The sequence below is a fragment of the Flavobacterium sp. PL02 genome, from assembly GCF_035013205.1.
Lineage (GTDB): Bacteria > Bacteroidota > Bacteroidia > Flavobacteriales > Flavobacteriaceae > Flavobacterium.
In genome coordinates this window covers 145,663-168,790 of the sequence record NZ_JAYGJP010000003.1, presented here as the reverse complement: position 1 = coordinate 168,790, position 23,128 = coordinate 145,663, and the positions used below count along the sequence as shown (strand labels likewise).

19 protein-coding genes and 1 tRNA gene are annotated in these 23,128 nt (G+C 30.2%); 9 read left to right on the top strand and 11 right to left on the bottom strand.

Annotated elements, in window-relative coordinates; all coding sequences use genetic code 11:
• Positions 1–1,442: 1,442 nt before the first annotated feature.
• From mnmG to SHI72_RS11755, 3 genes are all read right to left on the bottom strand, one after another.
• A complete protein-coding gene (gene mnmG / locus SHI72_RS11765; protein WP_323490064.1) occupies positions 1,443–3,314 on the bottom strand; it encodes a tRNA uridine-5-carboxymethylaminomethyl(34) synthesis enzyme MnmG in 1,872 nt (623 codons plus the stop codon).
• Positions 3,315–3,463: 149 nt separating this feature from the next.
• Positions 3,464–3,883, bottom strand: a complete 420-nt coding sequence (gene ybeY / locus SHI72_RS11760; RefSeq protein ID WP_323490063.1) for an rRNA maturation RNase YbeY — start codon at positions 3,881–3,883, stop codon at positions 3,464–3,466.
• A complete protein-coding gene (locus SHI72_RS11755) occupies positions 3,880–7,191 on the bottom strand; it encodes a hypothetical protein (protein WP_323490062.1) in 3,312 nt (1,103 codons plus the stop codon). The genes ybeY and SHI72_RS11755 overlap by 4 nt, the downstream gene beginning before the upstream one ends.
• Positions 7,192–7,406: 215 nt before the next feature.
• On the opposite strand from SHI72_RS11755, the gene SHI72_RS11750 reads away from it, so the two are divergent.
• The 3 genes from SHI72_RS11750 to SHI72_RS11740 all read left to right on the top strand — a co-directional run bounded on the left by SHI72_RS11750 (position 7,407) and on the right by SHI72_RS11740 (position 10,778).
• Positions 7,407–8,042 carry a hypothetical protein gene (locus tag SHI72_RS11750; protein WP_039118040.1) on the top strand — a complete coding sequence of 212 codons (636 nt, stop codon included), beginning with the start codon at positions 7,407–7,409 and terminating at the stop codon, positions 8,040–8,042.
• Between the two features lie 106 nt (positions 8,043–8,148).
• Positions 8,149–9,654, top strand: a complete 1,506-nt coding sequence (gltX, locus tag SHI72_RS11745) for a glutamate--tRNA ligase (RefSeq protein WP_323490061.1) — start codon at positions 8,149–8,151, stop codon at positions 9,652–9,654.
• A gap of 146 nt (positions 9,655–9,800) precedes the next feature.
• On the top strand, positions 9,801–10,778 hold the full coding sequence (locus SHI72_RS11740) for an SPFH domain-containing protein (RefSeq protein WP_035618695.1): 978 nt from the start codon (positions 9,801–9,803) through the stop codon (positions 10,776–10,778).
• 27 nt (positions 10,779–10,805) lie between these two features.
• On the opposite strand, the gene SHI72_RS11735 is transcribed toward SHI72_RS11740, so the two are convergent.
• From SHI72_RS11735 to SHI72_RS11715, 5 genes are all read right to left on the bottom strand, one after another.
• The gene (locus tag SHI72_RS11735; RefSeq protein WP_039118042.1) at positions 10,806–11,060 is read right to left on the bottom strand and encodes a DUF6327 family protein; all 255 of its coding nucleotides are present in this window, start codon (positions 11,058–11,060) and stop codon (positions 10,806–10,808) included.
• A 3-nt stretch (positions 11,061–11,063) separates the two neighbouring features.
• Positions 11,064–11,414 (bottom strand): competence protein, encoded by a 351-nt coding sequence (locus SHI72_RS11730; RefSeq protein WP_323490060.1) that lies wholly within the window; start codon positions 11,412–11,414, stop codon positions 11,064–11,066.
• Positions 11,415–11,560: 146 nt separating this feature from the next.
• Entirely contained in the window at positions 11,561–11,890 is a 330-nt protein-coding gene (locus tag SHI72_RS11725) for a YtxH domain-containing protein (protein WP_039118044.1), read from the bottom strand.
• Positions 11,891–11,971: 81 nt separating this feature from the next.
• The gene (locus tag SHI72_RS11720) at positions 11,972–12,451 is read right to left on the bottom strand and encodes a hypothetical protein (RefSeq protein WP_086895756.1); all 480 of its coding nucleotides are present in this window, start codon (positions 12,449–12,451) and stop codon (positions 11,972–11,974) included.
• 1,469 nt (positions 12,452–13,920) lie between these two features.
• Complete coding sequence (locus SHI72_RS11715) at positions 13,921–16,041, bottom strand: glutamine--tRNA ligase/YqeY domain fusion protein (RefSeq protein WP_323490059.1); 2,121 nt, start codon at positions 16,039–16,041, stop codon at positions 13,921–13,923.
• Positions 16,042–16,151: 110 nt separating this feature from the next.
• Here SHI72_RS11715 and SHI72_RS11710 point away from each other — a divergent pair, with 110 nt between their 5' ends.
• The 4 genes from SHI72_RS11710 to SHI72_RS11695 all read left to right on the top strand — a co-directional run bounded on the left by SHI72_RS11710 (position 16,152) and on the right by SHI72_RS11695 (position 17,193).
• On the top strand, positions 16,152–16,370 hold the full coding sequence (locus tag SHI72_RS11710; RefSeq protein ID WP_039113291.1) for a hypothetical protein: 219 nt from the start codon (positions 16,152–16,154) through the stop codon (positions 16,368–16,370).
• Positions 16,371–16,667, top strand: a complete 297-nt coding sequence (locus SHI72_RS11705) for a hypothetical protein (RefSeq protein ID WP_323490058.1) — start codon at positions 16,371–16,373, stop codon at positions 16,665–16,667. It begins immediately after the preceding gene.
• 2 nt (positions 16,668–16,669) lie between these two features.
• The gene (gene folB / locus SHI72_RS11700; RefSeq protein ID WP_323490057.1) at positions 16,670–17,032 is read left to right on the top strand and encodes a dihydroneopterin aldolase; all 363 of its coding nucleotides are present in this window, start codon (positions 16,670–16,672) and stop codon (positions 17,030–17,032) included.
• A 90-nt stretch (positions 17,033–17,122) separates the two neighbouring features.
• Positions 17,123–17,193 (top strand) — tRNA-Cys (locus SHI72_RS11695).
• 508 nt (positions 17,194–17,701) lie between these two features.
• Here SHI72_RS11695 and SHI72_RS11690 read toward each other — a convergent pair.
• Genes SHI72_RS11690 through rnr form a run of 3 tightly spaced genes read right to left on the bottom strand, consistent with a single transcriptional unit; the run spans position 17,702 to position 21,274 of the window.
• The gene (locus SHI72_RS11690) at positions 17,702–18,379 is read right to left on the bottom strand and encodes a LysE family translocator (RefSeq protein WP_039113295.1); all 678 of its coding nucleotides are present in this window, start codon (positions 18,377–18,379) and stop codon (positions 17,702–17,704) included.
• 17 nt (positions 18,380–18,396) lie between these two features.
• On the bottom strand, positions 18,397–19,068 hold the full coding sequence (locus SHI72_RS11685; protein ID WP_039113297.1) for a head GIN domain-containing protein: 672 nt from the start codon (positions 19,066–19,068) through the stop codon (positions 18,397–18,399).
• Positions 19,069–19,093: 25 nt separating this feature from the next.
• The gene (rnr, locus tag SHI72_RS11680; protein ID WP_039113298.1) at positions 19,094–21,274 is read right to left on the bottom strand and encodes a ribonuclease R; all 2,181 of its coding nucleotides are present in this window, start codon (positions 21,272–21,274) and stop codon (positions 19,094–19,096) included.
• Between the two features lie 196 nt (positions 21,275–21,470).
• On the opposite strand from rnr, the gene SHI72_RS11675 reads away from it, so the two are divergent.
• Together SHI72_RS11675 and rpiB are read left to right on the top strand one after the other, a co-directional pair.
• Positions 21,471–21,704 (top strand): putative signal transducing protein, encoded by a 234-nt coding sequence (locus SHI72_RS11675; protein ID WP_323490056.1) that lies wholly within the window; start codon positions 21,471–21,473, stop codon positions 21,702–21,704.
• 766 nt (positions 21,705–22,470) lie between these two features.
• On the top strand, positions 22,471–22,902 hold the full coding sequence (gene rpiB / locus SHI72_RS11670; protein ID WP_039113300.1) for a ribose 5-phosphate isomerase B: 432 nt from the start codon (positions 22,471–22,473) through the stop codon (positions 22,900–22,902).
• The last annotated feature ends 226 nt before the right edge of the window (positions 22,903–23,128 follow it).

Sequence of the window (23,128 nt, the reverse complement as noted above, 5' to 3'; positions counted from 1 at the left end):
CATTTTTTAAAACAATTCAAAAAGCTAACATTCGGCAAATGTATAAAATCAGATTAAAGAAATCACTTTTAATTTAAAACATAAATTATTCTTTAAATACAAGAATAAACAATACAGATTCTTGTCTGGTTTAATTACAGAAAATTATATAAAACAATCAATTATCCACATTGTTAGTCATTTCAACGAAGGAGACGCGACTGATAGTGTATTATCATCAAGTTAAGCCTTTTTGAACTAATTATGTTTAATTGTTTTCTCCCAAAGACGCAAAAGCGCAAAGATTTTAGACGTAAACTTGGCGGCTTGGCGACTTTGTGTGAGATTAATTTGGTACAGTATTGTAGCTGTTCTTTCTTAACTTAATAACATTTAGCGATAGCGAACGGGCGAAGCAAATCTCCACAAGAAACTCCATACTTTGCAGAGTTACTCACGAAGATTTCTCCTTACGTCGAAATGACAAGATCGTGTTTAAATTTTGCGTTTTACATCTTTTCAAAATAAATGCTACTTTATGAAAGCTTAATTAAAAACATCAAACTCGAGCCTAGTCTTGTTTCTGAAAACAAAACAATAAAAAACTGCAGAAAACATTCTTAATTTTAAATCTATTAACCAAAAAGTAAAATTTCGAAACAAAATTGCTCTAGATTAAATTCAAGAATACACAAATTAGTTTCATGTTTGAATAAATTTCAGATTCAAATTAGGTAGAACTATACCCTAATTGATATTACTTTTTAAAAAATCTCATAAGAACAATTCAAAAAACAATCTATTGCAACAATGTATCAATTCAGATTGAACAATACATTTTTGATTTAAATTTTCAATATTTCATCAAAACTACGAATTATCAAACCCGCTACTCGCCTACTTTAATTTCTGATTAAAGAATACAATCAATAATATAGAAATCAAATTCAGTTACAAAGACAATAATAATCAAAACGGATTCTCATCTACTCAAATTAAAATTACAATTCCGAACTGGTCAATCATATTGCGTCGTTCTAAACAATTATAATTACTTCGTAAAATCTAAACGTTTTTCAAAATAAAGGAAGAAAGCTTTAATTTTTAGATTAATTAATAAATCTAAAAAACTCAACAAAATCAATGTTTGACAAAGTAGTTTCACGTGGAACATTTTATTTTGGATTAACGGTTTTGGATTTCAGATTGCAAAAACAAAACATTTATAAAACTCAAACCAGAAGGTTAAAGATAGATTACAGAACTATGCCTTGAACTAAAAAGGATACGAATCAAATACTACCATCAACAAATTATTTCATATTGTATAAATTCCCTAATAATCCATAAACAGAAAAACCCCAACAAAGTCGGGGTTTAACAAAGTAGTTTCACGTGGAACATATTAATTTTAGATTCTAGTTTTTATAAATTTAAACGCTACAATCTAAATTCTGCAAATATTATCTTCCCATGTAAATAAGTAAAACAGAGATATCACTTGGTGAAACTCCACTAACTCTTGAAGCTTGAGAAATTGTAACAGGACGAATCTTGCTCAGTTTCTGCTTTGCCTCTATCGACATAGATTTAATTTTATTATAATCGAAGTTTTCTGGAATCTTTACTTCTTCTAATCTTGTTAGTTTATCAGCATTATTTCTTTCTTTTTCGATATAACCTGAATACTTAACTTGAATTTCGGCTTGTTCAAGAATCTCTTGATCTAAGTCGTTTTCATTGATATATTCTTTAACCTTCTCAAATTTTAAAATATCCTCTAAATCTATTTGCGGACGAGAGAAAACTTTAAACATTTTATCTCCTTGAGAAATTAAAGCCGTTCCTTTTGATTCTAAAATTGGATTTGCTTCTGCAACAGAAACACTCGTTTCTTTAAAGAAAGCAACCATTTTTTCTGATTCATTTAGCTTATGCTCCATTCTACGTAAACGTTTCTCCGAAGCTAAACCTATTTCATACGACATAGGCGTTAATCTGAAATCAGCATTATCTTGGCGCAACAATGTTCTATACTCAGCACGAGAAGTAAACATACGATATGGTTCTTCTGTCCCTTTCGTAATAAGGTCATCTATTAAAACACCAATATACGCTTCGTCACGTTTTAATATTAATGGCGCTTTTTCGTGTACTTTTAAATGCGCATTTATTCCAGCCATCAAACCTTGCGAAGCTGCTTCTTCATATCCAGTCGTTCCGTTGATCTGTCCAGCAAAATACAAACCTTCTACTAATTTAGTTTCAAGCGTATGTTTTAACTGTGTTGGCGGAAAGTAATCATATTCGATTGCGTAACCAGGACGGAAAAATTTCACATTCTCAAAACCTACAACAGTTCGCAACGCTTTAAATTGAATATCCTCTGGCAAAGAAGTAGAAAATCCGTTTACATAAACCTCACAAGTATTCCAGCCTTCTGGCTCTACAAATAATTGGTGACGTTCTTTATCGGCAAAACGGTTAATCTTATCTTCAATAGACGGACAATATCTCGGGCCGATACTTTTTATTCTTCCATTAAACATTGGCGAACGATCAAAACCTGATCTCAAAATATCATGTACATCCAAGGACGTGTAGGTCATATGGCAAGACCTTTGGTGAACCAAAGGTGAAGTGACATCCGAGTATGAAAACTTATCTGGCTTAGCATCTCCCTTTTCTTCGTTCATTTTAGAATAATCCAAAGAACGCCCATCCACACGTGGAGGTGTTCCAGTTTTCATTCTTCCAGATTCAAAACCTGCTTGAACCAAATCTTCGGTGATTCCGTATGCAGCACTTTCGCCTGCTCTACCTCCACCGAATTGTTTGTCTCCGATATGAATCAGACCATTCAAGAAAGTTCCGTTTGTCAAGACAACCGATTTGGAACGGATTTCAACTCCAAGCGAAGTTCTGATTCCTTTTATCTTTCCGTTCTCGATTATCAATCCTTTTACCATTTCCTGGTAAAAATCAAGATTTGGAGTTCCCTCCAACATCATTCTCCATTCTTCAGCAAATCGCATTCGATCACTTTGAACCCTTGGCGACCACATTGCAGGTCCTTTGGATTTGTTCAACATCTTAAATTGAATTGCCGTGCGGTCGGAAACGATTCCTGAATATCCGCCGAGCGCATCAATCTCACGTACAATTTGCCCTTTTGCAATTCCTCCCATCGCAGGGTTGCATGACATCTGTGCGATGTTTTGCAAACTCATTGTTACAAGCAAAGTTTTAGACCCAAGATTCGCGGCCGCTGCCGCGGCCTCCGAGCCGGCATGTCCTGCGCCAACTACAATAACATCGTATTCTTCTAAAAACATTTTTTGATATGGATTTTTCCTGAATGCTTCGCATTCGAAACAAGTCAGAAACAAATTAAAATTATTCATGTTCCACGTGGAACACACAAAGTAAAAATTTAAATTGCATGTTCCACGTGGAACATGCATTCAAAAAAAGAGTAATCTAATTATAGTTCCACGTGGAACATTGCGATTTTCTCTTCTTCTTTAGAGCGCATTAAAGCAGCTTCACTCTCAGACTTATCCTTATATCCACAGTAATGTAAGATACCATGAGCCAATACTCGCTTCAACTCGTTCTCAAATGGAACATTAAAATCTAGAGCATTGTCACGAACTCTTTCTACAGAAACAAATATATCTCCGTTTAGTTCGTTACCAACAGTATAATCAAAACTGATAATATCTGTAAGTGTATCATGATTAAGATACTCTACATTTATTTTATGAAGGTATTCATCATCACAAAATATATAACTTATCTCCCCTTCTTTTTTATTCTCCGAAAGAATCACAGCCGACAGCCATGCTTCAAACGCTTCTTCATTATTTAAAACGAAGTCTGTTTCGTAATTAAAATTGATCATTTTGTATTAAAGTATTCTTGAACCTTTTGATTAAAATTCGAGCGCAAAGGTAATGATTGTCTATTTAAAATCTCTATGCTATTTAAATAATCTGATAAGGGTGTTGGCAACGCATTCGATTGATTATTAAATTCTTTCCTATTTGTTTCGGATTGTCGCTTGCTCTCTTGACCTTGTTCCTGAACAGCATTATTTAACTTTAACAATTCTTGCTGTATGTTTAAAATACGCTGCATGTTTTCATTCTTAAATCCTTTATTAAGAAGTTGCTTTTCTAGTTGTTTCATTTGCTCCAAAGTCTTTTGTCCATTTGGTCCAAGTCCTTGTTTCTCTAATTCATTTTGTAAAGCTTCTCTAAGACGAACTTGTTCTTTGTAAATTTCCATTATCTCCTGAGCATTACCTTCGCCATCATCACCATTATCACCAGATGTCCCTTTACCACCAGACTTAGGTTCTTTACCCTCTTTACCATCTTTGCCTTTACCTGGTTGCTCACCCTTCTCCATACCTTCTTTCATTTTCTTCCCTAAACCTTCTTGCTTCTTCATGATATCTGGCAACTGCATTCCTTCTCCTTGACCTGGTTTTGGTTTACCTGAACTAGGACTTGCCATAGACATTTGCATATTACTTAATAAATCACTCAGGAAATCTGCCAATTTATTAGCCGAAGAAACTGCGTATTGTTGGTGAGAAACTCCTTTAGGAATCTGAACATCGGTAAGAGTTTCTAAAGCTTTGTCCATATTGTATTGTACGTTTCCAATTTCTTTAGTGACATCTTCTGCAACTTTTGGGTTACGTAATGACAATGCAAACAAACTATCATCGATGTGCTTAAACTGTAACTTTAAATTTTGCTGTATCTTTATGTTCTTATTAAATACAGATGAACCCAACTTAAGCGATTTAAACTGTAACATAACCGCCTCTTCTGATAATGAAAATGCAAGTAGATTATCAAGAATCTGACGTAACATTTTTACATCTTCTTCTAGTTGTTCCTGTTCAGAACCCTCCATACCTTCTTCCATTTTTTTAGCCATTTCTTTCATTTTCTTGGCTGCATTCTTTTGCTTTGGTTTTGCTCCAGCACTATTGTTTTTCTTTAATTCTTCAGATGCTTTCTTTAATTCATTATCGATATCTTTCTCTTTATTTGCATCAGCTGGAATTTCCATAGGTGCTTTTAAAGATTTATTTTCTTCTTTTAAATCCTTTAAATCTTCCTGAAGTTTGTCAAATGTCTTATTGATTTCATCTTGCTTATCGGCAGTGTTTTCTTTTTCTTTATTAGAAAGTTCCTCTTGCTTATCGGCAAGTTTATCAAGTTTATCTTTTAATTGTTCAGCTTTTTTAGACACATAAAATCTCTTAGTAAGCTCTACCAATTGCTCTAAATTTCTGGATTGATTCTTAGAAATTTGTTTGAACTTATCAATCTTATCAAACAATTCATCACTCTTAATTTTATCATTTAAGTCTTTAAGTTCATCCAATAGTTTTTGGTTTTTCTCTAAATCCTTATCTGCTTTATCCAAACGTTTTTGTAAATCTTCGATAGTTTGGTCTTTCTTTTCAGTCTTAAATTTGTCAAGATTTTGGTTCATCTTCTCAGCAAATTCCTTCATCATTTGATCTTGTTGTTTCTGACGTTTAACAAAATCATTCACTTTTTGTTGCTCTTTAAATTCTAAATTATTCTTTTCCTTTCCTAGATTTTGAAGTTTTTCTAATTCAGAAATTTGCTTATCCTGACTTTTTAAAGATTTAGATAAAGCATTAATATTACTATTTTGAATCTCTAAATCTTGTTCATGCAATTCATCTGTAGTTGCAACTCTATCTGAGAATACAGAAGACTTTGCACTCTTGAAATTATGAGGTGCATCGTTATCAAAAACTTCAAAATAATATTCATAAGATACTCCTTGCTCTACTGGCAGATTACTCGGGAATGAAAAAACAAACTGATCAAATACATTGTTCTTAACAGCAATTGTTCCACGTTTGGCAGTGTTAGGTTTGTTACGTTCGTAGTACACAATTTGCAATTTAGATAAACCATAATCATCAGACAATTGTCCTAGCATATAGTCTTTACCTAGCTTTAAACTGTCGGGAGCAACGCTTACATTGATGGTAGGAAACTGATCTTTAATAACAGAGAGCTGATAATTAAGCTTTTCATAGTTTCTAACCTTACTGTTAGATGTAAGAATTTGATATTCTGTATTTTGAGTTACATTTTTGGATAAAACAAAGCTATCTTCTGCTTTAGCAAAAGGAACTGATACATTACCTTCTTTCCAATCTACATTTTGAGTAGATTTAGTATTCATTTTCCAAGTTACTCGAGTTCCTTCTGGCAAAATTGCATTACCAGTTCCACTAATGGTTTCACTTTTCTTATTAAGATAAGATGGGAAATTTAACTGCATTTCGAAGTTTGCAATAGATGGAACTGTGATAACTTTCAATTCATATGACGGAGAAGTAACAAGATTTCCTTCAAGAAAAAATTCAACATTGGTAGTTGGTTTCTCAATCTTAAATTCAAATACTCCGGGTTTAGTCGATTCCATAAAGTAACTTTCATTTCCTATATGAATCATTACATTCTCAGGTATAACTTTACCTTCTGATTGTACCTGTAAAACAAAATCTTTGTTTTGTTCAGTTTGTAAATTAGAATTTAGAACTAAAAATTTAAAAGGTGCTGGTGGTAAGAATGCAGCATTAAAGTGTACTACTCTATTTAAACTTTGAGAAAGAATACCACTATTTCCAGAAATATAAAAAACCAAAAAGAACAGAATTGGTATTAAAGCTAATGGTAAATATTTCTTATTTGAATTAAAATTAATCGCATTGCTAAAAGGAATTGGCTGCAATGAATTTGCTTTTTGCTCTATAGAAGCTAGCATTAATTCCGACTTTTCGATGTCTTTATCAGTAGCAGAAAGTTGTAAAAAATTAGTTAGTTTATCATTTACTTCAGTAAAATGATTTCCGATAATTTCCGAAGCTTGGTTATAATCTATCCCTTTTTGAAGTTTGAATAATTTGAAAAGCGGGAACATTATAAAACGAAACAGTAAAAAAACTTCCACACATATAAAAGCACAGAACAAAAGTGTTCTTCCTACTGGCTTTAACCAAAGAAAATATTCGATGAAAATCGTAAATAAAAAATACAATAATCCAAATCCAGTAAAAAGAAGTAAGCCTCTAATTAACTCATTGGTGTAATATTTCTTGATAAAAGCTTCTAACTTTTGATATATAAATGGAACTGTTTTCAAAATAATATTCTGTTTGCTTATAACCTATAAAAGTACTAATTATAATAATACCATTTTCATGTTAAAAGCTTCAATCATTATAAGATAAAACAAGACTTTCAAGTACTTAAAACAAGATAATTAGAGTTAAACATGATTAAAAGAAAGAAAGAAGTATTACAAAAATAAATCACTATCTGTAAGAATTTTATATAACTTTGCGAAAAATTTGAATTATGAAAAAGATATTTTATGTGTTACTTGCTACAATTGCAATAACATCTTGTAGTAGTGATAATGACACGCTACCAACTAAGCCTGATGAACAAAGTACAGAGCAACCTACAAAAGAACCTACAGAAGAGCCTGTAGTGAATCCTGTAGAAAATCCAACAACACCTATTGTTGAGACTAAGGGAGAATTTGTATTAGATAATATTACTTATAAAGTTTCAACTGGACAAGTTTTATCTCTAGCCGTACCAAAAAATGTAACTCAAACAACAATAAGTTTAACAAATTCAAATGATGAAGGAACAAAGGGAGTGATAGTACACCTAATGATAACTAATGAAAGTAGTAAAACTAATATTTCTGGTACCTATCAATTGGGTGACTGGCGAGATGAAATGGGAATAGGAATATTAGACAAAGGTTTAACTGGCTATGAGATTTTTGTAACATCTTCTGATGGTAAAACATTGTTAGAACATTATTCAAACGGACTCGATAGAGCCAATTTAAAAGAAGGAGTTTTAACCATTACTGAAAATGGAAATGATAATTATACGATTAAGTATAATCTACTATTTGAAAATGGAATGACATCATCAGCAAACACAACATTAAATCTTTTGACTAGAAAGATGTAAATTATTTTAAAAATTAAAAGAGCTATAGACCAATAATCTATAGCTCTTTTTTTATACAACAAAATCAAAAATCTAAAATTGTATCTTTGCATCAAAATTTAAACAAATGTCAAAGCAAGTTCGTGTGCGTTTTGCACCAAGTCCGACTGGACCATTACATATTGGTGGTGTTCGTACTGCCCTATTTAATTATTTATTTGCAAAAAAACATAACGGTGTTTTTTATCTTAGAATTGAAGATACTGACCAAACCCGTTTTGTTCCTGGTGCCGAAGCTTATATTATGGAAGCTCTAGAATGGTTAGGAATTGCTCCAGATGAAACTGTTGGAAAAAATGAAAAATTTGGTCCATACAGACAAAGTGATCGTAAAGATTTATACCAACAATATGCTGATCAATTGATCAATTCGGGTTGGGCTTACTATGCATTTGATACTCCTGAATCATTAGATGCTCATAGAAAACAACACGAAGCTGAAGGAAAAACATTTATATACAATCATCATAACCGCGAAAAACTAGATACTTCTCTAGTAATTTCTGCAGAAGAAACGGCTAAGAGAATTGCAAATGGTGAACATTATGTAATCCGTTTTAAAACTCCAGTTAATGAAACATTACATTTACAAGATATTATACGTGGAGAAGTTAAGTTTGAAACTAATCTTTTAGATGATAAAGTTTTGTTTAAAAGTGATGGTATGCCTACTTACCATTTAGCAAATATTGTAGATGACCATTTGATGGAAACATCTCATGTAATTCGTGGTGAAGAATGGTTACCATCTATGCCTTTACACGTTTTATTATACAGGGCTTTTGGTTGGGATGCTCCAGAATTTGCACATTTACCATTAATTCTGAAACCAATTGGTAACGGAAAATTATCTAAAAGAGATGGTGATAAACTTGGTTTCCCAGTATTCCCATTAGAGTGGAAAACGGAAGAAGGTGTTTCATCTGGTTACAGAGAGAAAGGTTTTTTCCCAGAAGCTGTTATAAACTTCCTAGCTTTATTAGGTTGGAATGATGGAACTGACAAAGAAATATTTTCATTAGATGAATTAGTGGAAGCATTTGATTTGAACAGAGTTCATAAATCTGGTGCTAAATTTGATCCAGAGAAAAACAAATGGTTCAATCACCAACATTTGATAAAACAAAGTAATGAAGATTTAGCCAAAGACTTCACTCCTATTTTAGTTGAAAAAGGTATTGATGTTTCAAAAGTAGATCTTGTTAGAATAGTTTCTTTGATAAAAGAACGTGCTCATTTTGTTTCTGAATTTTGGGAACTAAGTGATTTCTTTTTCCAAGCACCAACATCTTATGATGAAAAAGCAAGCAAAAACTGGAAAGAAGAAACTCCAACTTTAATGCAAGAGCTAACATCTGTTCTAGAAAATATTGAAGATTTTACATCTGTGAATATTGAAACTATAGTAAAAGATTGGATGACAAAAAATGAAATTGGAATGGGTAAAGTTATGCAACCTTTCCGATTGAGTTTGGTTGGAGCTTTAAAAGGTCCTCACCTATTTGACATTGTTGAAATCATCGGGAAAGAAGAAACAATCTCAAGAATTCAAAAAGCAATAATAGCTTTGTAAACAAAAAAAGCTAATAAATATAAGAGCGTTAAGAACACCTGTAGTTGGTATTCTTAACGCTTTTTTATTTTAATAAAAACATAACGTATTAAAATGGAAGAAATTTCGTAATTTGACCATTAATATTTAAACTAAATTTATCTGTTATGAACATTCCATTTATTATTCTTATAATCTTCGGATTATTTATTTTCCTTTCTTCATTCTTTACGGTGAAGCAACAAACATCTGTAATTATAGAACGTTTTGGAAAATTTCTTAGTGTAAGAACTTCTGGTTTACAATTAAAAATACCTATGATTGATAGAATTGCCGGACGTGTAAATCTTAAAATTCAACAGCTAGATGTTATCATTGAAACAAAAACTAAAGACAACGTTTTTGTGAAACTAAAAGTATCTGTACAATTTATGGTAATTAAAGAAACTGTTTATGATGCTTTCTATAAATTAGAATATCCACACGATCAAATTACATCTTATGTATTTGATGTTGTTCGTGCCGAAGTTCCTAAATTAAAACTAGATGATGTTTTTGAAAGAAAAGATGATATTGCTATTGCTGTAAAAAGAGAATTAAATGAAGCAATGACTACTTACGGGTATACAATTATCAACACATTAGTAACAGATATTGATCCAGATATTCAGGTTAAAAATGCAATGAATAGAATTAATGCTGCTGATAGAGAAAAAACTGTAGCTGAATTTGAAGCTGAAGCATCTAGAATTAGAATTGTTGCTAAAGCAAAAGCTGAAGCTGAAAGTAAGAGATTACAAGGTCAAGGTATTGCAGATCAAAGAAGAGAAATTGCCAGAGGTCTTGTAGAAAGTGTTGATGTTTTAAATAAAGTTGGTATTAATTCACAAGAAGCTTCTGCGTTAATTGTTGTAACTCAACATTATGATACATTACAAGCTATTGGAGCCGATGCAAATTCTAACCTAATCTTATTACCAAACTCTCCACAAGCAGGAAGCGATATGCTAAATAATATGGTTGCTTCATTTAGTGCATCTAACCAAGTTGGCGAAATGATGAAGAAAACAAATAAAAAGGTTAAACCAAAAACTGAAATAAATCCAGATTATCAAGCTCCAGAAACTCCGGAAGCAATAGAATAATCAGATTTTATAAAATAAAAAAGAGGCTTAATTGCCTCTTTTTTTGTTCATAAACCAAGCTATCAAATATGGGATGGCGGCTTGAATAATTTTTATATAAGAATTTGAAAGTATCGTTTTGTACGAACCCAAGAATCCATTTACTATATTTTGAGGTTCTAAAGATTCTTTAGTTTTTTGAACACTAAGAACTAACTTTTGATAATTGATTTGCTTTTCTATTTTCAGAATTTCCAATTCTCGTTCAATTTCAGCGTATGATGAGTATTTTTTAGTTTCCATAATTTAGTCGTTAAAAAAGATTTCTGAAAATTTCTCTAAGATTGGTCCTTCTACCATTTTATCTTTTATAAAGAAAACTAGTATTGTTGCTATAAGATACAACCCTCCTACTATAAGAAAACCAAAAGTATAACTTCCTAAAGCGGCACTAATTGCAAAAGCAGCTGCAACAGATCCAAATAACATAACCATACTGAAACACAATAATATTAAAATAAATTTGAATATTACTGTTGTAGATTTCATTGCTACCTTAAAACCCCACAACTTATAATAAGCCAGGTGACTATCAACATAAGCTTTCGCTTGATCCTGAATATTTTCTGTATGTTCTTTTAATTCTTCAAAAGCCATAATAACTATTTTAGTTGATATTAATAAAAATACAAAGTACACAATGAAACCAATGTATTGTGATTCTTAAAATTAATTAATTTTTTTGAAACAATAACAATTAAAGTTCAATGTGTACTTTGCTTATGCCCTAAAAACAGGCTATTTTATTTTTGAAGTTTAGCGTTTTGAGTTTTCAAATCGGCCAATTTAGATTCTAGAAATGAAATTACTTCTTCCGTTTTATAGCTCATATTAGAAAGTAGATTTTCGTAAGTTCCATCTAAATCTTCTTTTGCATTCAAAAACTTATCACGTAATTCCTCAGTCGAAGTTTCTAATTTGTGTTTCAAATTATGTTTTGCATCATCGATTCCGTGTTTAATACGTCCTCTAGTTTTTGAACCTTTATCTGGTGCAAACAAAATTCCAATTCCTGCTCCAATCGCTGCACCTGTAAGAAGTGCCAATATTGTGTTTCCTGTGTTGTTTGACATAACTGTAATTTTTAAAAGTTAATACTAAAGATAATCTTTTTTTTACAAATAAAATTCTAGGGAATAATGTTTAATATAATTTTAATATACATAAGCAACTGCCTGGTACTTACCATCTGGTTTTTCGACAATTGCCACAAACGGATATCCATTATCAGCAGACTTAGTTTTGATGCGTCTTTCTGTTTGTTCCTTTAATGCTAAAGGAGACTCCCCTTTTGTTTTTGTAGATAACCCTGAAAAAGTCTCAACTTCTTTTAGTCCAATAGTTTGGCTAGGTTTTAAAACTTTAACTGAACTATAATCCTTTTTGTCCGACACGACAATTTTTGGAGAAATAGATTCTGATTTAGAACTTGCTTTTTCATTAAGAGAAGAAACGGCATATTTACTAATAGTAAATTGTTCTGAACTTCCGTTTAATGAATAGTAAAGAAGATCATTATCTTGTTTTATATAATTAACATCTAATTGTTCTCCGTTATGTTTGATTATTTGATGAGTTTGCGAAAAAGCAAAACTCGTAAATAATATTCCTAGTATTAAAAATTTGATTTTCATAAATACTGCTATTAAGTTTATAATATAAAATTAAGCCTCAATAAAGCATATCATAAAAAATGAAATAAACAATTTTGAAAATAATCAAAAAATCAATTTAGGTGATTTAGGCAATCATGAAATAAAATTGAAAAACACTTTAAAGAAAAAAGTATTATCAAAACCAAATCACAATCTAAATACAAACGATAAATTAATTTTAAGAATTTCATCTAAAACTATTCAAAAACTAGAATTTACATTAAGATCAAATTCTGAAGTTTGAAAAATAATTTTGTAATCATAGCCCACTCCTTTTTTATTTTAAAATGAATAAATTCATTTTCTAAAAATTTACTTATTTGGCTTTTTATAAAAATAACACTTTCACGGACATTTTTGTGTTAACAACCCGTTAAACCATCTTAATTTTGACAAAAAATTAAAATAAAGCTCGTCATTCAATCTTTTTCAGGAAACCAATATTAGAGTTATCCAATTTCTGAAAACGTCTTAAAAACAATCTATGAAAGCTGTTTTTAATCTGTAAAAACTATAATAAAACACAAAACCATCATTAATATTAATAATAGTTAATTACATAAATATTTATTTTTTATATAATTAAAATTGATACTTAATTCTTATCCTATTTTACGATAAAATTTTCTTTGTTAACAGATTTCTATTTTAAGAGGAATCTAAATAATCTAAAAAATTCTATTTTTTAAAATCTAAAAAAGTAAAATACTGAGAAAGTAAAAAATTGAATTGTTAATCGAATAAAATGTATCAAAATTGGAAAGATCCCGTAGTTATAAACATTTCTATGTTAACAATGACAAAATCATCTTGAAATTAAGTCTAAAATTAAAATAAAGAACGCTAATCAATCATTTTAAAAAAACCAATAATAGAGTCATCATAATTATAAAAATACCTTAAATATAATATATGAAAGCCGTTTTTAATCTATAAAAACTATATAAAACATAAAATTAATAACTAATATTAATAATAGATAAAACTACAAACAATATATATTTTTAATAACTAAAATTGATTATTAGTTTCATTCAATTTTTATAAAATATTTTCTCTTTTATTAGAATTATTTTTTGGATGAATTGAAATGATTTCAAAATATGAAATTTTAAAATCAGAAATGTAAAACAGTAGCAAAGTGAAAAATTGAATTGAATATCGTGCAAAATGCATCAGAATTGTAAAGATCTTGTACTTATAAACATTTGGATGTTAACAACGAGAAAATCATCTATAAATTAAGTCTAAAATTAAAATAAAGAACGCTAATTAATCATTTTTATAAAAACGATAATTATACTGACTGATTATTAAAAACGCCTTAAAATCAATTTATGGAGGTCGATTTTAATCTAATAAATCTATAAAATTTCAATTTTAGATAGAAAATATAAATAATAAAAAAAGCGCTTATAAAAAGCGCTTTTCGATAACTAAAATTGATATTATTTTTTTAACATTTCTTCCAAAAGTTCCTTTTCTCTATCGGAAGCATTTTTTGGAGGATTTGAATTTAATTTCTGAATTTCTTCTTCAAACTGTTTTACAAAATCAGAATCTGATTCTTTATCTCTTAAATTTAAAAGTGCTTTCGAACGAACATAAGTTGATTCACTTCGTAAAGACATAGTATAAAACTTTTTGATTTCTTCAGCATCAAAATCCGAAGATTTTAAATTTGAAAATTTCAAGATAAAATTAGCAAACAACAAAGAACTCTTATTATTGTTGATATTCTTTTTGAATGAATTTTGTAATAATGAGAAACTAGAAATGTTTTTGATGCTCTCCCCTATTGCATTTTCAATAGCTAAACGTTCTGGTTTAGTTTCAACTTTAAAATATTTATTGATATCTTTTAAAGAATTATTAATGCTATTTTCTTCTTTTTTACCTTTTTCTTCCCAAGCATCTTTAAGTCCAACCGTCTTGTTAAACACTAATTTTGAAGGAGTTGAATCTTTATCAACAGTAAAATAACCTAAACGTTGAAATTGAAATTTATCTTCATTTTGAGCTGTAGCTAAACTTGGTTCAACAAATCCAGTAACAATTTCTAATGAATTTGGATTTACAAAATCTAAGAAATTTTTCTCTTTATGACTATCTGGAGCTTCATCTATAAACAAACGATCGTACAAACGAACTTCTGCTTCTACTGCATGAGCAATCGAAACCCAGTGTAACGTTCCAGATACTTTACGTTGGCTTGCTTCACTTCCACTTCCGCTTAAAGAATCTGTATCATAAGTAACATGAATTTCTGTAATATTTCCTTCAGTATCTTTTATAACACTTTCTCCTTTAATGATATAAGCATTTTTAAGACGTACTTCTTTTCCTAATGTTAAACGGAAAAATTTAGCTGGAGCTTCTTCCAGAAAGTCTTCTCTTTCTATATATAATTCTCTCGAAAATGGTACTTTTCTGAATCCAGCAGTATCGTCTTCTTGATTGTTTTCTGCGTCAAGCAACTCTTCTTTACCTTCTGGATAATTAGTAATTACCAATTTTACCGGATCTAAAACAGCCATTACACGCGGTGCAATTTTGTTTAAATCTTCACGAATACAAAACTCTAAAACAGAAACACTTATTAAATTATCACGTTTTGCAATACCTGTAGAATTAGCAAAATTACGTAATGAAGCAGCTGTATATCCTCTTCTTCTTAATCCAGAAATAGTTGACATTCTTGGATCATCCCAACCATTAACATGGTGTTCTTTAACTAGTTGTTGTAATTTTCTTTTACTTACAACAGTATGTGAAAGATTACGTCTTGCAAATTCTCTTTGCTTAGGACGTAGTTTATTATCATCTATAATTTGGTCTAAAAACCAATCGTATAATTCACGATGAGGCAAAAATTCTAATGTACAAAATGAGTGTGAAATACCTTCTAGATAATCACTTTGTCCATGTGCCCAATCGTACATTGGGTATATTTTCCAGGCATCTCCAGTTCTATGATGTTCTTTATGTAAAATTCTGTACATAATAGGATCACGCATCAACATATTAGTAGATTTCATATCTATTTTTGCACGCAAAATATGAGTTCCAGCCTCAAATTCTCCATTTCTCATTCTTTCGAATAAGTCTAAATTCTCTTCTACAGAACGATTTCTATATGGGCTATCTGAACCTGTTGTAGATGGTGTTCCTTTTTGAATAGCCATATCTTCAGAAGATTGACTATCAACATAAGCTTTATCTTTTTTAATTAATAAAACTGCCCAATCATATAATTGTTGAAAATAATCGGATGCATAACGTTCTTCTGACCAAGTATAACCTAACCATTCAACATCTTTTTTTATTGCATCAACAAATTCTTGTTCTTCTTTTTCAGGATTAGTATCATCAAAACGTAAATTCACAGGAGATTGATAATCAAGTCCTAATCCAAAATTTAAAGCAATAGAACTTGCATGACCAATATGTAAATAACCATTTGGTTCGGGTGGAAAACGAAAATGAAGTTTATTTTTTGATAGACCTGATTTTAAATCTTCTTCTATGATTTGTTCAATAAAATTGAGTGATTTTTCTTCTGATGCCATTATTTTATAGTAATTTTAGCAAAGATAAAAAAATAGATGATAGATAGAGAATTAGGGTTAAGAGACTTTAAATTAAATTAATCACTATTTTTGCATAAATTATCAAAGTTATGAGACAATTAACTGTTACAATACCAGACGATTTTTACGAAACTTTTATTAGTTTTTTCAAACATATTCCAGATGTTTCTATAGACGAAAACACTCCGAATGAAATTCCGTTATGGCAGCAGGAAATGGTTTTAGAACGTATGAAAAATGCCAAACCAGAAGATTATATAAGTTGGGAAGAATCTAAAAAAAAACTCAACGCTAAATGGAATAAATAAATGTATGAAATAATTATTCTATTACGTGCTGACTTAGAAGTAGATGAAATTGCTGAATATTATGAATCTTTATCTAATGGACTGGGAACAAAATTCTTTAATGAATATCAAGATTACGTAGAAACTTTAAAGACCTTTCCTTTTTTTGAAGAAAAATATAATATCGTTCGTACTTTACCTTTAAAGAAATTCCCTTATACAATTCATTTTACAATTGATGAAAACGAGAAATTAGTTTCCGTACTGGCTGTAACATCCAATTACCAAAATCCAAATATTACAAGAATAAAATTATAAAAATGGGAATTATTAAACTAAAAAATATCCGTACTTTTTCTTACCACGGATGTTTAATTGAAGAAGGAAAAATTGGATCTGACTATGAAGTGAATTTAGAAATTCATGCCAATTTAAGAAAATCTGCCGAGTCTGATCATCTTGCCGATACTGTTGATTATGTACATTTAAACAAAATTGTGGAAGAAGAAATGGCAATTAGATCTAAATTATTAGAACATGTTGCCAAAAGAATCATTACAAGAGTACTAGATGAGATCCCGGTGATCACAAAAACAATAGTAGAGGTTTCTAAAATTAATCCTCCTATTGGTGGTGATGTTGAGTCGGTTACAATTAGAATGAAAGAAACTAGAAAGAAGTAAAATTATTTCTTTTAATAAATTTTAAAAATAGTTGGCTTTAAGTTTTTAAAATTTAAAGATTATGGTTACTTTTGCCATCCGTTCAACAATGGCGTCGTGGCCGAGCGGCTAGGCTGGGCTCTGCAAAAGCTCCTACTCCGGTTCGAATCCGGACGATGCCTCAAAAACCTTCAAAGAAATTTGAAGGTTTTTTTTATGCTTAATTTTTAGAAAAAATTAGATAAAGATATAGTTCGAATCCAGACGATGCCTCAAAAAGAGATACAGAAATGTGTCTCTTTTTTTTGTGCTTAATTTTTTGTGCTGTTTGTCAGATTGAGCGGAATTGAAGTCTTATATGAGAGTGTAATTATTTTTGTCAAAGTTTTAAACCAAGGCTGTAAGAAACTTTGATAAAATCTCAAGTTTAAAGTTGGTCAGCGCATTTTTGTCATTTCGACGCAGGAGAAATCTTCGCAAAAAACTAACTCATAGTTTTTACTCAAATTGTCGAGCTACTCGTGGAGATTTCTCCTGCGTCGAAATGACAAGTTTGGGTTTATTTTGTATAAAGCGAAAGTTCCTAATACCCTTTGTTTTGAACTTTAATAAAGAGTTCCAAAGGTTTTTAAACATAAAAAAACCTCTCATAATGAGAGGTTTAAAACTATACTTTGTAGTTATTAACAATTACTTTTCTATCTTCTCAAAAGCATGTTTAACCATTTCTTTTTCTTTTGGAAACCATCCTTGAATAATTAAAACAAAACCAAAAATCATTAGAACAACACTTATTCCTTTTTTAATTTTAAGAATATTAGATGGTGTCATCTTAGACTTTAATTGCTTTGCTAAAACAATTTTAATACAATCTATAACTAGATAAGTTACTACTACTGTAACAAAAAATGTCATCATTCTAGAAGTTTGCATTTCTAATTTTGGACCGATTGAAATAATGATCGCAACCCAAAAACCAAGAACTCCAATGTTAATAACGTTTAGGAAAAAACCTTTTACAAAAAGACTTCCGTAGTTTCTTTTGATAATGTCACGGTCTATTTCTTCGTCATTTATTTTCTCTTCTTTCTTGAGTTGTACAAACGAAATAATACCATAAGCTAACATGATTATACCACCAAAAATAAAAAGAGCTGGTTTATCTTGTAAACTTTTAATTAATCTATAACTTCCTAAATAAGCTATAGCTATAAAGAAAATATCTCCTAGAATTACACCTAAATCAAAAACCAATGCAGCTCTAAAACCTTTGGTAATACTTGTTTCAAGTAATATAAAAAATACTGGGCCTACCATAAAGCTTAAAAATACTCCCCATGGAATCCCTGCTAAAATATCATTTATCATTAAAATACAATTTCGATTTATTCTTCTTTCTCTTCAATCTTACCGCCCAGAACCGTTTTTTGGTTAATTTGTTTTGGTTTACCATAGATGTAAATATAGCCTCCAGCGTTAACTTTTGCATCAACTAAGGTAGTAGCATAGATTTCAGCATTTCCTCCCGCAGAAACGTTTATTGTCGTTTGTGAGGTATGTAATGTTCTTGCTCTAAGAATTCCTCCTGAACCTAAATTAGCAACTTGTGTTTTAGCATCTCCAGATACTTTTATAATTCCTCCAGAAACAGCTCTTACTTTGGCATTATCAACATCTAAAATTACATTGATTTCTCCTCCTTCTTTAGAGTTTAAATCAATTGTTGTTTGCTTGAAAGTTTCTTTACTAGAAACAATACTTCCTTCGCTTACATCAATGCTTTCGATACGTTTGTAATAAAGCTGGATAGAAACATCATCTCCTGACATTAATTTAGGAAAAGGCATTCTTAGTTTTAGTTCTCCGTTTTTATTAACAACTTCTACTTCACTTTCTCTTTTTCCTTTTATAACTATCTTGTTTTCTGAACTTTCAATTAATGTAATACTCAATTTATCGAATACTTTCACTTTATCAAAATCCCCTAAACTTTTGGTTACCTGACCAAATGACATTTGTACAAATAAAATTGCAACTCCAATCAAAATCTTTTTCATGTTTTCCCTTTTTAATTTTTACTATTTATTCTGCTCTTCTTAAAAAATGAAAATCTAATTGTTTTTTAACTAAATCAGCATTTTTTACTTTAACGTAAATCTCATCGCCTAATTGTAATATCTTATCTGAAGTAGCTCCAACAAGCGCATACTGTTTTTCATCAAATGTATAATAGTCATCTTTTATCTCTCTGATTCTTACCATACCTTCGCATTTATTAGAAACAATTTCTACATAAATTCCCCATTCTGTAACTCCAGAAATAACACCCAGGAATTCTTCGTCTCTATGATCTTGCATGTATTTAACCTGCATGTATTTAATACTATCACGCTCAGCATTTGTAGCTAAACCTTCCATGTTTGAACAATGTAAACACTTGGTTTCATATGTTTCTTCATCTACAGATTTTCCTCCGTCTAGATAATACTGCAATAATCTATGTACCATAACATCTGGATAACGACGTATTGGCGATGTAAAATGGCTATAATAATCAAATGCTAAACCATAATGACCAATATTATCTGTCGAATATTTCGCTTTACTCATACTTCTAATAGCAAGAGTATCGATTAAGTTTTGTTCTTTTTTACCATTAACTTCTTCCATTAAAGCATTTAATGATTTAGAAATATCTCCTTTATTTCGGAAATCTATCTTGTAACCAAACTTAGCAATTACGGATTGCATTGCAATTAATTTATCTTCATTTGGTTCATCGTGAATTCTATAAACAAATGTTTTCTTTTGTTTACCAATGTATTCGGCAACTTTTCTGTTTGCTAAAAGCATGAATTCTTCGATTAAATGATTGGCATCTTTTGAAACTTTAAAATAAACTCCTTCTGGTTCTCCTTCGGCATTCAAATCAAATTTAACTTCGACTTTATCAAAAGAAATAGCTCCATTGGCCATTCTTTTCTTTCTTAAAATCTTAGCTAATTCATCCAGTTTTAAAGTTGCATTTACAATTTCGTCCGAAACTACATAAGAACTTCCTGTAATAGAAGTTTCTTCTGGAATTGTATTATCTTTTGTTTCAATGATATATTGTGCCTCTTCATAAGCAAATCGCTGATCTGAATATATTACTGTTCTTCCAAACCATTGGTTAATAACTTGTGCATTCTCTGATACTTCAAAAACTGCAGAGAAAGTATATTTCTCTTCGTTAGGTCGTAATGAACATGCAAAGTTAGATAACACTTCAGGAAGCATTGGTACTACTCTATCGACTAAATATACCGATGTTGCACGTTGATACGCTTCATCATCAAGGATAGTTCCTTCCTCCAGATAATACGAAACATCGGCAATATGAATACCTATCTCGTAATTTCCGTTTTCTAATTTCTTGAAAGATAAGGCATCATCAAAATCTTTTGCATCTTTTGGATCTATCGTAAACGTAAGCGTATCACGCATATCACGACGCTTAGCAATTTCACTTTCTTGTATAGATGTATCTATCTTTTGTGCATAAACCTCTACTTCTACAGGAAAATCTGATGGTAAACCATATTCAGCCAGAATAGCATGAATCTCAGTATCGTGTTCTCCAGGTTTACCTAAAACTTTAACTACTGATCCAAATGGGCTATCAGCTCTTTTTGGCCAATCTTCTATCGTAACTAAAACAACATCACCATTTTGTGCCTCACCTATTTTATCTTTTGGAATAAAAATATCAGTGTACATTTTAGGATTTGCAGTAGAAACAAAAGCGAAGTTGTTCTGAATGTCAATAACTCCAACAAAGTCAGTTTTATTTCTTTCAATTACTTCAATTACTTCTCCTTCAGGACGTTTCCCTTTTCTTCTATTATAAACGTAAACTTTTACTTTATCTTTATCTAGTGCACGATTTAAATTATTTGTGGGGATAAAAACATCTTCAGTAAAATCAGGACAAATAAAATATGCTGTTTTACGACTTGTCATATCAATCGTACCTTCGTAATAATCCTGACTAATTGCTTTGATTAAATATTTACCTGGTTCTGATTCTACAATCTTATTTTGAGAAGCCAGAATCTTTAAATCTTTTATAATTTGGTTACGACTTTTAGTATCGTCTAGTTCGAGCTTCGCTCCTATTTGTTTGTAATTAAATGGTTTATTAGCATGTTGCGATAAAATTTTTATAATCTTACTTGAGAAATCTTTCTCATTCTTTATCGGTTTTCTAATTTTCTTACTCATATATCTTTTCTTATAAGGTTTAAAATTACAAAGAAGATATCAGATAATACTTTTTAGGGTACATTTTATTAAAAATATAACTTTCAAAGGGAGATATTTATTGATTTCAAAGGTCATGTGTAATTAGCATACTTAAATTACTGTTAGCTACAAATTTTTAGTAATGCTCATTTCGTATCTTTACGAAAAGACCTTTATGGAAAGCTTTAAAACTATTGCTACATTCAATTATCTGCACGAAACAGTCGTTCTAAAACACTTACTAGAACAAGAAGACATTCCATACTACCTGGAGAACGAAATGACCTTATCGGTGGCTCCATTCTATTCGGCAGCTTTAGGAGGAATCAAACTCAACGTTCATCCAGAGGATTTCGAAAGAGTTCAGGTAATTCTAGACAATCTCAATAATCCACTTTCAATCGTTTAAATTCAAATTCTCAATTTTTTTTTCTTTTCAATTTTTCAAAGTTGTCAACATATATTATATATTAAAAAAAGAAAAATTTAAATTTAATTAATTTTTGGTTGTTATTATAGTGTGTTAATATGTCATATAAATTTATTTTTAAAAGCATTGAAATGAAGTTTCTCTTAGTTATATAGAGTTATTAACATACTTATATTTTGTTAAAGGATTAATTTCTAAGACTTTTTAGATTTTAATTAACATTGGTTAACAACCTAAAATGAATTCATTTTGTAGATAACTTCATATGTTGATATTTGTTGAAAATGTACTTTTTGATATTGATAACTTTTCTAAAAATTCACCAAACTTTATTAGGTTATTAAGTTCCAGTTTTGGATTAGGTTTTTTTATGACACAACCAAAAAAAACTTCTAATTTTCTTTCTGTAGTTATTAACAAAAGATGTTAATTTAAAGTTAACTGAATATCAACGAATTAGCTTTTGCTATTAACAATATAAAATTTTAACAAAAAAGATGTTTATTTTTTATTGATTACTAGATACTTATAGCATTGTTAATAATGTTAATAAGTGTTAAGTTTTTGATATGAAGTGAGTTATATATTAAGCTTTTTCTAATACAAATTTCATCAATAAGTATCAATTACTAAAACTATGTTTTTAAAAGTTATTAAGTAAAAAATTAGGGAAAATTAGGGAAATTCGTGGCAACCATTTATTTATTAGTTAAATTTGCACTACACAACTTAATATAACTTAATAATGAAAATTTCAATAGGAAACGATCACGCAGGACCAGAATATAAAAAAGCAATTGTTGCTATGCTTAAAGCAAAAGGACATGAGGTAACTAACTATGGTACAGATTCTGAGGATTCTGTAGATTATCCAGATTTTGGTCATCCTGTTGCTACAGATATATCTGAAGGTAAGGCAGATTTTGGAATTGTTATTTGCGGAAGCGGAAACGGAATTGCAATGACTGTTAATAAACACCCGAAAGTAAGAGCTGGTTTATGTTGGACTAAGGAGATTGCTTATTTAACTCGTTTACACAACGATGCTAATATTATTAGTATTCCAGCGCGTTTTACATCGATTCCACAAGCAGTAGAAATAGTTGAAACGTTTTTAAATACTGAATTTGAAGGTGGAAGACACCAAAATAGAGTAAATAAGATTGCTTGTCAGTAAAAAGTTCAAAAAAAAGGGTGCTTCGCACCAATAAAATAGTAAGCCGGGCGGATTTTAAATTCACCCGGTTTTTTTGTTTAAAAATATTTAGATATAATAACTTCATAAATAGGTATTTATAGAGTTATTAACAACGTAAAAACTATACTATTTATTAATGGATTCTATATTTAAAACAGCATTTTTTTAGATTGTGATTATCAAGGACAGTTTAACTATTTTAATA

Bases quoted from the DNA above. Each gene is read 5' to 3' on its own strand.
- mnmG (WP_323490064.1), bottom strand. From the start codon at position 3,314: ATGTTTTTAGAAGAATACGATGTTATTGTAGTTGGCGCAGGACATGCC.
- ybeY (WP_323490063.1), bottom strand. From the start codon at position 3,883: ATGATCAATTTTAATTACGAAACAGACTTCGTTTTAAATAATGAAGAA.
- SHI72_RS11750 (WP_039118040.1), top strand. From the start codon at position 7,407: ATGAAAAAGATATTTTATGTGTTACTTGCTACAATTGCAATAACATCT.
- gltX (WP_323490061.1), top strand. From the start codon at position 8,149: ATGTCAAAGCAAGTTCGTGTGCGTTTTGCACCAAGTCCGACTGGACCA.
- SHI72_RS11740 (WP_035618695.1), top strand. From the start codon at position 9,801: ATGAACATTCCATTTATTATTCTTATAATCTTCGGATTATTTATTTTC.
- SHI72_RS11735 (WP_039118042.1), bottom strand. From the start codon at position 11,060: ATGGAAACTAAAAAATACTCATCATACGCTGAAATTGAACGAGAATTG.
- SHI72_RS11730 (WP_323490060.1), bottom strand. From the start codon at position 11,414: ATGGCTTTTGAAGAATTAAAAGAACATACAGAAAATATTCAGGATCAA.
- SHI72_RS11725 (WP_039118044.1), bottom strand. From the start codon at position 11,890: ATGTCAAACAACACAGGAAACACAATATTGGCACTTCTTACAGGTGCA.
- SHI72_RS11720 (WP_086895756.1), bottom strand. From the start codon at position 12,451: ATGAAAATCAAATTTTTAATACTAGGAATATTATTTACGAGTTTTGCT.
- SHI72_RS11715 (WP_323490059.1), bottom strand. From the start codon at position 16,041: ATGGCATCAGAAGAAAAATCACTCAATTTTATTGAACAAATCATAGAA.
- SHI72_RS11710 (WP_039113291.1), top strand. From the start codon at position 16,152: ATGAGACAATTAACTGTTACAATACCAGACGATTTTTACGAAACTTTT.
- SHI72_RS11705 (WP_323490058.1), top strand. From the start codon at position 16,371: ATGTATGAAATAATTATTCTATTACGTGCTGACTTAGAAGTAGATGAA.
- folB (WP_323490057.1), top strand. From the start codon at position 16,670: ATGGGAATTATTAAACTAAAAAATATCCGTACTTTTTCTTACCACGGA.
- SHI72_RS11690 (WP_039113295.1), bottom strand. From the start codon at position 18,379: ATGATAAATGATATTTTAGCAGGGATTCCATGGGGAGTATTTTTAAGC.
- SHI72_RS11685 (WP_039113297.1), bottom strand. From the start codon at position 19,068: ATGAAAAAGATTTTGATTGGAGTTGCAATTTTATTTGTACAAATGTCA.
- rnr (WP_039113298.1), bottom strand. From the start codon at position 21,274: ATGAGTAAGAAAATTAGAAAACCGATAAAGAATGAGAAAGATTTCTCA.
- SHI72_RS11675 (WP_323490056.1), top strand. From the start codon at position 21,471: ATGGAAAGCTTTAAAACTATTGCTACATTCAATTATCTGCACGAAACA.
- rpiB (WP_039113300.1), top strand. From the start codon at position 22,471: ATGAAAATTTCAATAGGAAACGATCACGCAGGACCAGAATATAAAAAA.